Annotated in this window: 12 protein-coding genes; 3 read left to right on the top strand and 9 right to left on the bottom strand. The window is 57.1% G+C overall.

The window, feature by feature from the left end; translation table 11 throughout:
• Nucleotides 1-210 precede the first annotated feature (210 nt).
• A complete protein-coding gene (locus CLV88_RS08350) occupies nt 211-1,506 on the top strand; it encodes a DEAD/DEAH box helicase (RefSeq protein WP_106607907.1) in 1,296 nt (431 codons plus the stop codon).
• Here CLV88_RS08350 and CLV88_RS08355 read toward each other — a convergent pair.
• From CLV88_RS08355 to CLV88_RS08380, 6 genes are all read right to left on the bottom strand, one after another.
• Nucleotides 1,503-2,345 carry a PhzF family phenazine biosynthesis protein gene (locus CLV88_RS08355; protein ID WP_106607908.1) on the bottom strand — a complete coding sequence of 281 codons (843 nt, stop codon included), beginning with the start codon at nt 2,343-2,345 and terminating at the stop codon, nt 1,503-1,505. The two genes, CLV88_RS08350 and CLV88_RS08355, sit on opposite strands and share 4 nt — an antisense overlap.
• A gap of 4 nt (nt 2,346-2,349) precedes the next feature.
• Nucleotides 2,350-3,609 (bottom strand): cation:proton antiporter, encoded by a 1,260-nt coding sequence (locus CLV88_RS08360; RefSeq protein ID WP_106607909.1) that lies wholly within the window; start codon nt 3,607-3,609, stop codon nt 2,350-2,352.
• Nucleotides 3,610-3,665: 56 nt separating this feature from the next.
• Nucleotides 3,666-4,358, bottom strand: coding sequence for an endonuclease/exonuclease/phosphatase family protein (locus CLV88_RS08365; protein WP_106607910.1), 693 nt, complete (start codon nt 4,356-4,358; stop codon nt 3,666-3,668).
• Between the two features lie 39 nt (nt 4,359-4,397).
• Entirely contained in the window at nt 4,398-5,807 is a 1,410-nt protein-coding gene (locus tag CLV88_RS08370) for a protein adenylyltransferase SelO (RefSeq protein WP_106607969.1), read from the bottom strand.
• Nucleotides 5,808-5,873: 66 nt separating this feature from the next.
• A complete protein-coding gene (locus CLV88_RS08375) occupies nt 5,874-6,326 on the bottom strand; it encodes a GNAT family N-acetyltransferase (RefSeq protein WP_106607911.1) in 453 nt (150 codons plus the stop codon).
• Complete coding sequence (locus CLV88_RS08380; protein ID WP_106607912.1) at nt 6,323-7,264, bottom strand: nucleoside hydrolase; 942 nt, start codon at nt 7,262-7,264, stop codon at nt 6,323-6,325. The genes CLV88_RS08375 and CLV88_RS08380 overlap by 4 nt, the downstream gene beginning before the upstream one ends.
• 303 nt (nt 7,265-7,567) lie before the next feature.
• Between CLV88_RS08380 and CLV88_RS08385 the strand changes: the two genes are divergently transcribed.
• Both CLV88_RS08385 and CLV88_RS08390 read left to right on the top strand, forming a co-directional pair.
• A complete protein-coding gene (locus tag CLV88_RS08385; RefSeq protein ID WP_106607913.1) occupies nt 7,568-8,779 on the top strand; it encodes a GTP-binding protein in 1,212 nt (403 codons plus the stop codon).
• Nucleotides 8,776-9,450 (top strand): DUF1826 domain-containing protein, encoded by a 675-nt coding sequence (locus tag CLV88_RS08390; RefSeq protein WP_106607914.1) that lies wholly within the window; start codon nt 8,776-8,778, stop codon nt 9,448-9,450. The genes CLV88_RS08385 and CLV88_RS08390 overlap by 4 nt, the downstream gene beginning before the upstream one ends.
• Nucleotides 9,451-9,472: 22 nt before the next feature.
• On the opposite strand, the gene CLV88_RS08395 is transcribed toward CLV88_RS08390, so the two are convergent.
• The 3 genes from CLV88_RS08395 to mazG form a co-directional block, all read right to left on the bottom strand.
• Entirely contained in the window at nt 9,473-10,600 is a 1,128-nt protein-coding gene (locus CLV88_RS08395; RefSeq protein WP_243403604.1) for a Hint domain-containing protein, read from the bottom strand.
• A gap of 298 nt (nt 10,601-10,898) precedes the next feature.
• Nucleotides 10,899-11,912 carry a Fe(3+) ABC transporter substrate-binding protein gene (locus tag CLV88_RS08400; RefSeq protein WP_106607915.1) on the bottom strand — a complete coding sequence of 338 codons (1,014 nt, stop codon included), beginning with the start codon at nt 11,910-11,912 and terminating at the stop codon, nt 10,899-10,901.
• Between the two features lie 88 nt (nt 11,913-12,000).
• Nucleotides 12,001-12,825, bottom strand: coding sequence for a nucleoside triphosphate pyrophosphohydrolase (gene mazG / locus CLV88_RS08405; RefSeq protein ID WP_106607916.1), 825 nt, complete (start codon nt 12,823-12,825; stop codon nt 12,001-12,003).
• Between the last annotated feature and the right edge of the window lie 24 nt (nt 12,826-12,849).

The raw sequence follows: 12,849 nt of genomic DNA on the forward strand, positions 1-12,849 counted from the left end.
AGCAGCGGGGCCGCCTTTTGATGTCGCGAAGCGATGTGTGCGGTCCGTTTCAGGCAAAGATTTGATCCCAATATCACGCGTGGGGCCAGGGTTTTGATCGGCTGATTTGCATGTGGCAAGCGGTTGGGATCGGGGCCTACCACCAAACGCCCGACGGATCGGGCATGTACAGGGTTCTGCGCATGGGCGCGGGGCCGGAAAGATAGTATTTTGACGACGTTTAATGATTTGGGCCTGCCCGAAAAGATGGTGAGCCGACTGGACGAACTCGGGCTGACCACACCAACACCTATTCAGGAACGTGCCATTCCTCACGCCCTTGATGGACAGGACGTGATGGGGCTTGCCCAGACCGGGACAGGCAAGACGCTGGCCTTTGGTCTGCCTCTGATTGCGCGGATGCAATCTTATGGACAAAAGCCTGAACGCAAGACCGTACGCGGGCTGGTTCTGGCGCCGACACGCGAGCTGGCTGCTCAGATATGCCACAGCCTTCGAGAGCAGGTTGACGGCACGCCTTTTAAGGTGGGCCTTGTGGTAGGGGGTGTCGGCATCAACCCACAGATCAAGCGGTTGGAAAAGGGCACGGATATTCTGGTGGCAACACCGGGCCGTCTGATCGACCTTTTGGATCGTCGCGCACTCACCTTACAAAGCACGGATTTTCTTGTGTTAGATGAAGCCGACCAGATGCTGGATATGGGCTTTATCCATGATCTGCGCAAGATCGTGCAATGGCTGCCCGAAGAGCGTCAGACCGTGCTGTTCTCAGCAACCATGCCCAAACTGATGAACGAGATTGCGGATGCCTATTTGCAAAACCCGGTCAAGGTACAGGTGTCGCCCCCGGGCAAGGCGGCGGACAAAATCACGCAGGAACTGCATTACATTGCCAAGGCAGAAAAGACGTCGCTGTTGATCGAGCTGTTGGACAAGCACCGTGACGAAGCGGCGATTGTGTTTGGACGCACCAAACACGGTTCTGAGCGTCTGATGAAAGCGCTGGTCAAGGCGGGTTATGCCGCAGCTTCGGTGCATGGCAACAAGAGCCAGGGACAGCGTGAGCGCGCGATCAAGGCGTTCCGCGAAGGCGAGATCATGGTACTGGTTGCCACCGATGTGGCGGCGCGCGGATTGGATATTCCACAGGTGCGGCATGTCTATAACTTTGATTTGCCAAACGTGCCCGAAAACTATGTGCACCGGATCGGCCGCACCGCGCGCGCGGGGATGGACGGTGCAGCCGTTGCATTCTGTGCACCTGACGAAGTGGACGAGCTGAAGGCCATTCAGAAAGTTATGAAGATCTCCATTCCCGTCGCCTCGGGCAGCCCATGGATGGGTATGGACGAACCCGCCAAAAAGGGCGGTGGACGTGTTCGCGGCCGTGGGCGTGGTGGACCACGTGGTGGCGGTGGCGACAACGCGGGGCAGAAGCCCGGTGGCGGCCAGCGCAACAAACGTCGCGGTCCTCCGCGCGGAAAACGGGGCCCCAAGGCGGCTTAATACACCAGTTTACCTTGCATTGTTCGCACGGCGTGGCCAGAGATAGTCACGCCGTTTGCATTGGTGGCAAGGGTGATCACGCTGGGGCGACCCATGTCGTCGCCCTGATGAATGGTCAGGGTCTGATCCGTGCCCATAACCTCGGTCAAAAGCGCGCCAAGTGTGGCACACGCACTGCCTGTGGCGGGATCTTCCGGGATATTATCGAGCGGTGCGAACATACGGGCGTGGATTGTGTTGCCGTCGCGCACATAGGCAAATTGCGCAAAGTCCAGACTGGATGGATAGGCGTCACGTCCACGGCGAAACGCGCCAACATCCGGTGTTAGCTTCGCCAGAGACTGGCGGCTGTTGAGTTCGGTGATGGTAAAGGCCAGCCCCAGCGACGCCATGGTCGGCGGATGGTTGGAATGCACGATGTTTGAGATATCCGTGCCAAGAGTTTCAGCAACAAGCGCGGGGTCGGGCGTATACATGTGCTCAAGTTGGGCCGATGTCGTGAACTTGGCAGTCCCATTTTGGGCATGGCAATTCAGCGGGCCTATGCCCAACTCCAACACCATATCCGGCCCCAAGCCCGCATCCGCCAGCGCGACACAAGTGCCCACCACCGGATGTCCAGCAAAGGGTATTTCCATCGTGGGCGTAAAGATGCGGACCTGTGCCGTGTGAGAGGCATCTTTGGGTGGGTACACGAAAGTGGTCTCGGAAAAATTGAATTCGCGCGCGATGCGCTGAAGGTCATCCTCGGGCAGATTTGTTGCATCAGGAATGATTGCCAACTGATTGCCACCAAAAGGCTTTTGGGAAAAAACGTCATAGACGAGATAATCGGTCATGGTTTTACATCAACTCCGGTTCGCGGCCAACTTTTCTGGCCAGTGGGGCCACGGTCAGACCTTGGACAACAATCGAGAAAATCACCACTACATAAGTGGCGGTCAGGATTACGGGCTTCCATTCACCATCTGGCAGCGACAAGGCCAGAGCAACGGATATCCCGCCTTTGAGGCCGCCCCATGTCATAATGGGCACCACACCACGGCTGAAATCGCGGAAGGGTTTGAGCATCAGAACCGGCACCGCCACTGCGGCCAAGCGGGCGACCAGAGCAAGGCCAATCGCTATGACCCCGGCCACAAGGAAGTGGGTTTCAAAGGCGATTGCAAAGACTTCGAACCCGATCAACAGGAACAGTACAGCGTTCAGGATTTCGTCGATCAGTTTCCAGAAACTGTCAACATATTCGCGTGTTTGGGCGCTCATCCCGTGTTTTGTGCCGATGTCACCTATCAACAGGCCAGCACAGACGGCCATGATTGGGGCAGAGACATGCAGCGCGACGGCCAGCTCGTAGCCGCCAAAAGCGAGACCAAGCGTTAGCAGCACTTCCAGCGAATAATCATCAATCAGGCGCATGACGCGAAACGTCAACCAGCCCAGTGCAATGCCCAATACCGCGCCGCCAAATGCCTCTTGCACGAAGAGGATGGCCGCGTCGTCAAGCTCAGACGCGCCGTGATCTGTGCCATGGGATGCGCTGGTAAACGCAATGCCAGAGAGGACAAGGAAGACGACATAGCCGACGCCATCGTTGAACAGGCTCTCTCCGGCGATCTTGGTTTCCAGCGACTTTTGCAAGTTCGCTTCGCGCAGCACGCCAAGCACCGCGACCGGATCCGTGGGCGATATCAACGACCCAAACACCAGCGCAATCATGAGCGGCATACCCGTGATCCAGCTGAACCCAACCCCAACGATTAGCGTGGAAAGGCCAACGCCTAGCGTTGCCATCAGCGCCACAGGTACCCATTGGGCGCGCAAGTCCGCCAATTTGACATGCAGCGCCCCGGCAAAAAGCAAGAGTCCCAACATGCCTTCGAGTAGGGCGTCAGAAAAGTCGATGCCGATGATGACATGTCGGGCACTGTCTGCAATTTCCAGAGCTGGCCAGATCAGGTCGACGATCAGCACGCCAAACGACGCAAACAACGCTACGACAAGGATGCCAATGGCGGAGGGGAGCTTGAGAAACAGATAATTGATGGCACCAAAAACGCCAGCCAAAACAATAAGTAACGATGTGATCTGAAGAATATTCATGCCAGTAACCCGTGGATCCAAATTCCAAATTGCCTAGCACGACCCAAATGGTATGGCTAGGCCGCGGCGAGGTCGATGGAAACGGGCAGGTGATCAGAAGCAATGGCCGCCGGGCGACGTGCGTGTACCCGGTGATCGAGCACACGTAGCTCATTGCTCAGAGCAAAACTATCGAGGGAAGCAATGGGACGCGCCGCCGGAAAGCTGTGTCCAGGATTAACAAAGTTCAGGCCCGGCGTTGCCGCGTCGAGCGCGGTTTTTGGGCCCCATTCGTTGAAATCCCCGGCCAAAACTGTTGGCATTTCAGGGAGTTGGCGCAAGGTTCGAGTGATCGCCATAAGCTGCAACAACCGATAGCGGCGCATCAGGCCAAGGTGAACACCAACCACTCTGAGCGGCCCAATTGTGGTATCAAACTCGGCACGAACCGCGCCCCGAGGTTCCAGACCCGGCAGTTCAAGCCGCGAAGTTGTGCGGAGCGTGACCGAAGGGCGGATCAGCATGGCATTGCCGTGAAACCCCAGTGAGCCACTCGGCTGGCCAAAATCGACGGCCGTGTACCCGCGCGTTTCGATCATCTCGAAGGGCAATGCCGTGGGGCGGGGAGGCAGGCGCTTGTCCGCCTCTTGCAACACCACGACGTCGGCGCGCAATGACCGGATAACCACCATGGTGCGATCCGGGCGGCGCTGCATGTCCAGACCGACGCATTTTTGCAGATTATAGCTGGCGAGGCGAAATAGGGTCATGAAGTGATTTTCATGTTAAATTTTATCTAAATCAATGTCTTATGTACCGCAAAACGTGGCGCGGACGCGTTCTGCTTCCTCTGGAGGCTTGCGCAAATCGGAATACGCCTCATTTGGTTCAAACGGGGCGGAATACGCCTGCATAAGGCGGTGGAACGGATCATAATCCCCCTGAACAGCGGATTGGATCATCTGTTCGATCTGGTGGTTGCGCGGAATGAGCACAGGGTTGGCGGCGTCCATTGTTTCGGTTGGGGCGGTTGTTTCTTTAGCAAGGCGGGTGCGCCACCGGGTTTCCCACGCAAGAAATGCGTTGCGATTGGTGAAATGATCAACTGGAGAATCGCCGGATAGTGCTTTGAAACTATTTGTGAAATCCAGACGATCTTGAGCCATCAGCGACAGAACGTCAGAGATGAGCTCGGCATCGCCCTGCAATTCGGAGGTCAGTCCGATCTTGGCCCCGAACCGGTTCAGCCAATACCCTTCGATTTTCTTGGGCATGGCGTGCACGGCAGAAGTGAACTCTTCCACGGCAGCCTCTGCATCAGGCATCAGAGGGATCAGGGCTGTGGCCAACTGGGCCATGTTCCAAACGATAATCTGCGGCTGATTGGAGAAGGCATAGCGCCCTTGCCGGTCGATAGAGGAGAACACCGTCTCGGGGTGGTAGGTGTCCATGTAGGCGCAGGGGCCATAGTCGATGGTTTCCCCTGAAATCGCGCAATTGTCGGTATTCATGACACCGTGGATAAAGCCGACAGACATCCACGCCGCAATCAGTTGTGCCTGTTTGTCGATCACTGCTCTTAGGAAATCTGTCGGCGTTTGCGCGTCTGGGTAATGCCTGGAAATGGCGTGTTCGAACAAAGCCTTTAGCCCGCTAAGATCTTGTCTGGCGGCGAGTATTTGGAAAGTGCCCACGCGAAGGTGGCTGGAAGCAACGCGGGTAAGGACTGCACCGGGAAGCGCACTTTCACGGTAGACATCTTCGCCGGTTTCCACTGCGGCCAAGGCGCGGGTCGTGGGGATGCCCAGTGCGTGCATCGCCTCGGACACAACATATTCGCGTAAAACTGGTCCGAGCCACGCGCGGCCATCACCGCGCCGTGCGTATGGGGTCGGGCCGGATCCCTTTAACTGAATATCGTAACCTTTTGCTTCCCCTAGTAAAATCGCGCGCCCGTCGCCCAGTTGAGGGTTCCAGTTTCCAAATTGATGCCCGGCATAAAGTTGGGCCAGAGGTTCGGCGCCCGGTGGCAAAGTATTGCCTGAGAAGATCATCGCCAAAGTGTCATCATCAGCGTCACCGGTGATGCCAAGTTGTTCGGCCAGCGCGCGGTTGAACGCAACGAGGCGCGGCGCGGCTACAGAGGTTGGCGCGTGTTTGCTAAATAGCTGTGCGGGCAGGCGCGCATAGCTGTTGTCAAAGGGGATGTGCAGGTTCATGTGGGAAAGATAGAGGTTGGGCGCGAGAATACCAGTACCAGAATGCGCCAATCGACCGGGTTTTTGTCAGCTGACCCGACGGGTCATCAGCGTGTATCGGTCGCGTCTTTCAAACCCCGCACGGGCATAAAGTCTTTGAGTATCAGTGTCTTGTTTATCGACCTCAAGGTGAAACGCGCGAATGCCAGCGCTGGCCAAGGCCTTGGGCAGTGCGCTGAGGACATCGCCACCTACACCGCGACGGCGCACACCGGGGCGTATAAAAATTTCATCAATGAAGGCGTCCAGCCCGCCAAACTCAACAGACCAACCAAACGTGACCACAACATAGCCAATAGGCGCGCGCCGGGGCCCTGCGAGATAGCAGACGCCGTAGGGCGAGCCATCGAGCAACGGATAGATCGCGTTCTGACGAGTTTCGTCAGCCTGCTCGATCTGCATTTCCGCGTGAAAGGCTGTGACCAGCTTGAGCAGCGGCGCAAGATCGTCCGGTCCGGCGAGGTGAAGGGCGGTGCTCATAAGCGGGCAAGTCTTTCTGTCAGAAGCGAAAAGAAGCCATCAGCATCCACATCACCCATAAACATAGCGTTTGGGTCGCGGTCGGTGACGCCCCACCAGTCGGCAACTGTCATGCCCATGGTGAGTTCGGAGTGGGTCTCGATCTCGACGTTGATGTGTCGACCAGAGAACAGTTCGGGGCGGATCAGGTATGCAGTTACACATGGATCATGCAAGGGCGCGCCGATGGAACCGTATTTCTCCTTGTCGAATCTCTCAAAGAAATCAGTCATTTCCGCGACAGCGATACCCACGGGGGTGCCGATATTGCGGAAAGCATCATTGCGGGGTTTTGTGACCAGCGCCTTGTGGGTTACATCCAGCGGCATGACAACAATAGGCGCGCCTGAGCGGAACACGATGTTTGCAGCTTGCGGGTCAACATAAATGTTGAATTCCGCAGCTGGGGTAATATTGCCCACCTCAAAATAGGCGCCGCCCATTAAGACGATTTCTTGAACCTTTTCAATGATATCCGGGGCTTTCTCAAAGGCCATTGCGATGTTGGTTACCGGCCCAAGCGGGCAAAGGGTCACGGTGCCGGACGGGTGCGCGCGTAGCGTTTCGATGATGAAGTCGACGGCGTGCTGTTCCTGCAAAGGCATGGTGGGGTCAGGCAGAGACGGTCCGTCAAGGCCAGTCTTGCCGTGAACATGTTCCGCTGTGACAAGTTCGCGGCCCAAGGGACGGTCGCACCCGGCAAAAACTCTAACATCTGCTTTGCCTGCTAACTCGCAGATAATACGAGAGTTTTTGCTGGTCAGTGATAGCGGAACGTTGCCCGCGACTGCCGTGATTCCGAGAACATCGATATCTTCGGGGCTGGCCAGTGCCAACAGGATTGCAACCGCGTCATCCTGTCCGGGATCGGTGTCGATAATGATTTTGCGCGCGCTCATGACTGTCCTCGTCGGTGTGTTGCGGACACAGTGTCAAGGGTGTGCGGGGATGGCAAGCGAATGCGCCATGCGGGGCGGAAAACCGCAAAAATGCTACGTCGGCATAGCGTCGGTATTACGTCGGTATTGCGTCGGTGTGGTTTTCGGTGAGTAGCGAGGAATGTTGGGCGACTACATTGCCGAAAACCGTGTTGCGGTCGCTAAATGTAATGTTATAACATTATAATGCAAATTCGCGCTGGTTGGGCAATCACGTGCTGACCGCAACACGGCGCACATGCTTTGATAAAGGATATTTGACCGATGACAGACAACCGCCTTCCTGTAACTGTGCTCTCTGGCTTTTTGGGGGCCGGTAAGACAACGCTGCTCAATCGCGTTCTCAATAACCGGGACGGGCGCCGGGTTGCTGTGATTGTGAATGACATGTCCGAGGTGAACATCGACGCGGATCTGGTGCGGGCGGACACCGAGCTGAGCCGGACAGATGAGACACTGGTTGAGATGTCCAACGGCTGCATCTGTTGTACGCTGCGCGATGATCTGTTGGACGAGGTGCGCCGACTGGCAGGCGAGGGTCGCTTTGATTACCTGTTGATTGAGTCCACGGGTATTTCCGAACCATTGCCTGTTGCGGCTACGTTTGAGTTTCGCGACGAGGACGGCAACAGCCTTGAGGATGTGGCGCGGCTGGACACGATGGTGACAGTGGTGGATGCGGCTAATTTGCTTCGTGACTATTCCTCGCATGATTTTCTTAAGGACCATGGCGAAACCATGGGCGAGGAGGATGACCGAACACTGGTGCATTTGTTGACGGATCAGATCGAATTCGCCGATGTGGTGATCCTCAACAAAGTTGACGATGCGGGACCGGAAAAGGTGGACGCGGCGCGCAAGATAATCCGCAGCCTTAATGCGGATGCAGAGATCATTGAGACCAATCAATCGAATGTGGCGGCTGAAAAGATACTCGATACCGGGTTGTTTGATTTTGAGCAGGCGCATGATCATCCAATGTGGGCCAAGGAGCTTTATGGCTTTGCGGACCATGTGCCGGAGACCGAAGAATATGGCGTTGCATCTTATGTGTACCGGGCGCGGCTTCCGTTTGTACCAGAGCGTATTCTGGACGTGCTGAACAGTGAGCTGCCCGGCGTGATCCGCGCAAAAGGGCATTTCTGGATCTCGACACGCCCTGATTGGGTGGCGGAGTTTTCGCTGGCGGGCGCGTTGTCGAGTGTCAAACCGCTGGGCACATGGTGGGCGTCGGTTCCCCAAGAGCAGCGGCCGATGCATGAGAGCGCGCAAGCCTATATGCAGGCCCATTGGCAGGAACCGTGGGGGGATCGCCGACAGGAGATCGTATTTATCGGTGCCGGTATCGACTGGGCCGCGATCAAGGCGCGGTTGGATGCGTGCCTTGTGCCGATGGTTGCGGTGACGGGGCCGGATAATTTGCCGGACTATCCTGACCCGTTCCCGATCTGGAAGCGGGCCGAGGACGCGGCATGACGCGAGTGCAAAGCATTGTGGGGGCTGCGCCGGTGGGTGTGGATTACACGGATGAACCGGATTTGCTGTCAGCCATTGCAAAGCCCGGCACATCTGCGGTGATCTGGCGGCGGCAAATGCCTGGCTCAGTTCGGTCCTGGTTGAAGGGGCTGACGTCGGCGCATCTGCCATCCGGGCAGCTTGTTCTGCGACCAAATGCGGTGGCTGCTGCGGTGGCACAGCTGTGTGACATCTGCGGTATGCCCAAAGGGCGCGAACGGGACTGGCTGGAGACAGATATCGCGTCGCTGGCTGATGTGTTCGGGCATGTCATGTCGACCGAGTATGTCAGGCTCAGGTTGGATGTGGTGCGCACCAACGCCTGTCGCAAATTCCACATGGATGCGGTTACGGCGCGGCTGGTATGCACCTATCGCGGAACCGGTACGCAATATGGCAATTCGAACGACCGGAGCGATCCGGAGCGCATATTCACCGTTCAGACCGGGGCACCGGTGTTGTTGCGGGGAACGTTGTGGCCAAGCCGGTCGCGGGCCGGGCTATTGCATCGTTCGCCGCCGATTGAGGGCACGGGCGAGACGCGGTTGGTGTTGGTGATGGACCCGATGTCAGAGCCGTTTGAAGAAACGGAAAGGCCCCCATTGGCGCGCACCGCACCTCGAGTGCACTAATTTTGGAGCAACGAGGTGGGCTTTATCCCGCCCGCCTCTCGTCTAAAAAGAGCGGCTTGTTGTTGGCCTGATGGCGGGCAACAAGATTGCGCATGCGCTTGCCTTTCTTGGGGATATGCCGGGCGGATGCTGCCGCGAAATCTGGTGTACAGATCTGTGGAAAAAGGTCGATAATTTCCTGACGCGCGGCAGGAGATACCGATTTGAGCGCCTCTGGACCGGTGAAGAGGCTTTCGGTTGGGGTGCCGTTGGACCAGACGATCTGATGGGTATCAAACAGTATGTGGAAATAGGTCACACCGCCCTGTGGGTCATCGAGTATGTCAACGCCAGCCAATGGAAGCAGTTTGTTGGCCGGGATCAGAACATCGCGGCTGTTGAACATGCGCTGAGCAATCGCGGAGGAGACCAGAACGCGGTGTTGCGGCGAGACGATGAGGTCATGCTTGGGGAAGCCCGCGCCGAGCGCATCGGCGCGGATGCGGATTGGCTTGAGCCTGGGCTTGGCGTCAAGCTGGCCCTTGGTCAGGGTGATGGAGCCGATCCAGCGAATGGGTTGAGGGCCGTGGTCGTAGGTGAGGATCAGATCGGCAACCTTTAGATCATCGATTGTGACCGGGCCATTGGCTGTCTCGATCCGCGTGCCCGAGGCAAAGCAGATGGCGTCTTCGATGTCGCCGCTGGCGTTGGTTGGGCCAGTCTGAAGCTGGTCGATCTCGATCGTATTGGTGCCGGTGTCATTCCATGCTGCTTGAATAGCTGCGGTGTTGACGCTCATCCCGTTGAAGAGTTCCAGCGGTTCAAGCGTGCCATTGTTGGCCTTTACCCCAAAGAACGAGATGGTCCCGTCCGGGTTAACTTCCAGACGAACCACAGGAGAGCCATCTGAATTGCCAAGCTGCCAGACCGCGGGCGTGTTTATCTCGTATCGGTCGCCATCAGCAAAGCGGACCGTTTGACCGGGGGTGCTGGATATTTGGAATTCGGCTTCGTTTGGTGCACCGGCAGGCCCGCCAACAAACAATTCAACCCCGTTGATCTGAACGCTGAAGCTGTTGTCGAGAGATGCAAAATCGATGACGAACCCTGTGTTGGGTGTCGTGTCTGTGAAATCGGTAGAATCACCGTTACTGATACTAAAACTTGCCATCGTGCCTTTGTGCGCTCGCTTAGACCCACATCAAATGTGAGGTCGCCTCTGTTGTCTTTGGATTTCTAGGTGCGAACTGGTGCCTTTCTTAGTTGGATCCGTGACAACTCTGTGTTTTTTTTGACATAGATTGCGCATTATTTCCGTGGGTTACAGAACGCCAGTTGGGCGCTGTTTTGCGGTTTTCGTCAGCGGAAATCTGTCAGAATTTGGCGTGGGTCGTGTGGTCGTTTCGCCAACAAAAAAAGCCCCCGCAGTTGTCTGCGAGGGCTATCTATTTGCTTTTCGTTAACTGTGTTTAGCCGTCGAAATCGACTTCTTCGATCAGGCGCAGGGCGGTGGCGCGGTGGCCTGCTAGTGTCATCAGGTTCACTGGATCGGCCTCAAAGCTGCCCCAACCTTCGACCAGCGGATCGGCGCTGGTGCCGGGGGCGATGGGGTATTCGAAGTTGGCTTTGGCGTAGATTTCCTGAGCGGTGGGCGAGGTCAGGAATTCCATCAGCTTGAGGGCGTTTTCCTTGTTTGGGGCGGATTTGGTCATCGCGACGCCGGAGATGTTGACGTGGGTGCCGCTGTCCTCAAATGTCGGGAAAAGCACGTTTACGCTGTTGGCCCATTCCTTTTGCTCGTCGTCGGCCAGCATTTTGCCCATGTAATAAGTGTTGCCGATTGCGATGTCGCATTCACCAGCCCAGATCGCCTTGACCTGTGCGCGGTCGTTGCCTTGTGGTTTGCGGGCGAGGTTGTTTTTCACGCCTTCGAGCCACGTTTTTGCACCTTCTTCGCCGTGGTGTTCCACAACCGCAGAGGCCAGAGCGACGTTATAGGCGTGGGTGCCGGAGCGGGTGCAGATGCGACCTTCCCACTTGGGATCGGCGAGGTCTTCGTAGGTGGTGACGTCGCCCTCGGCCACGCGGTCCTTGGAGGCGTAAACGATGCGGGCGCGGGTGGTCAGCCCGTACCAGTGGCCATCAGGATCCTGATACTGGGTCGGGACATTGGCACTGAGCGCGGCGCTTTCGACCGGCTGTGTCACACCAGCGGCGACCACGGCGGCAAGGCGCGAGATGTCGACGGTCAGAACCACGTCAGCCGGGGACCGGTCGCCTTCGGCAACGAGACGCTCGACCATTCCTTTGGAGAGGTAGGCGACGTTTACGTCGATACCGGTTTCGGCGGTGAAAGCATCGGTCAGCGGTTTGATCAGTTCGGGCTGGCGATAGGAGTAGATGTTGACCTCGTCAGCGACGGCGGGTGCGGCGACCGCGATCAGCGTGGAGATGGCAGTGGCAGCTTTGGGAAGGTTGAACATTGCAGGTCTCTTGTTGTTGCAAATCAGTTGCAGAGCTTAAACCTGAGTTTTTTGCTCGGGTCAATACCTGAATAAAATATTCAGGTATTCATTTTGCCGCAGCTTTCTCCTCTGTTTTAATGGTGTTCCAGAGGTCATCCATCTCTTGTAATGTTGAATCTTCGGGGCGGGAGCCTTTGGCAGCGAGGCGGTTTTCGACCTCTTCAAAGCGGCGGATGAATTTCTGGTTGGTCCGGCGCAGCGCGGCCTCTGGGTCGACAGAAAGGTGGCGGGCGAGATTGGCGAGGACAAAGAGCAGATCGCCCATTTCATCCTCGATCGCGTCCTGGGTCATGCTGTCTTTGGCCTCAACCAGCTCGTTTGCTTCTTCGGTGAGCTTGTCGAGCACCTGAAGGGTTTCGGGCCAGTCAAAGCCAACGCGGGCGGCGCGTTTTTGCAGTTTGACCGCGCGCAGAAGGGCAGGAAGACCAACGGCGACACCTTCGAGCGCGCCTTTTTGCGATTTGCCCGCGCGTTCCGCCGCCTTGATGGTTTCCCAGTCGCGGGTCTGCTGATCGGCGGATTTGTCGCGGGACTCGTCGCCAAACACATGTGGATGGCGGGCGACCATCTTGTCCGACATCGTGTCGGCCACCTGATCAAAGGTGAACAGGCCCTGTTCGGTTGCCATTTGGGCGTGAAAGACGGATTGGAACAGCAAGTCGCCCAGTTCGCCCTTGAGCTCATCCCATGCGTGCCGCTCGATCGCGTCGGCAACCTCGTAGGCTTCTTCGATGGTGTAGGGGGCGATGGTGGCAAAGCTCTGCTCGATGTCCCACGGGCAGCCGGTTTCCGGATCACGAAGGCGGCGCATTATTTCGAGCAGGCGCGGCATTCCGCCGTTTGGATCGTGAACAAGCGTGTCGTCAGCCATTGCCGTGGGCTCCTTTTTTGGTTT

This window comes from Shimia abyssi (assembly GCF_003014475.1).
Taxonomy (GTDB): Bacteria; Pseudomonadota; Alphaproteobacteria; order Rhodobacterales; family Rhodobacteraceae; genus Shimia; species Shimia abyssi.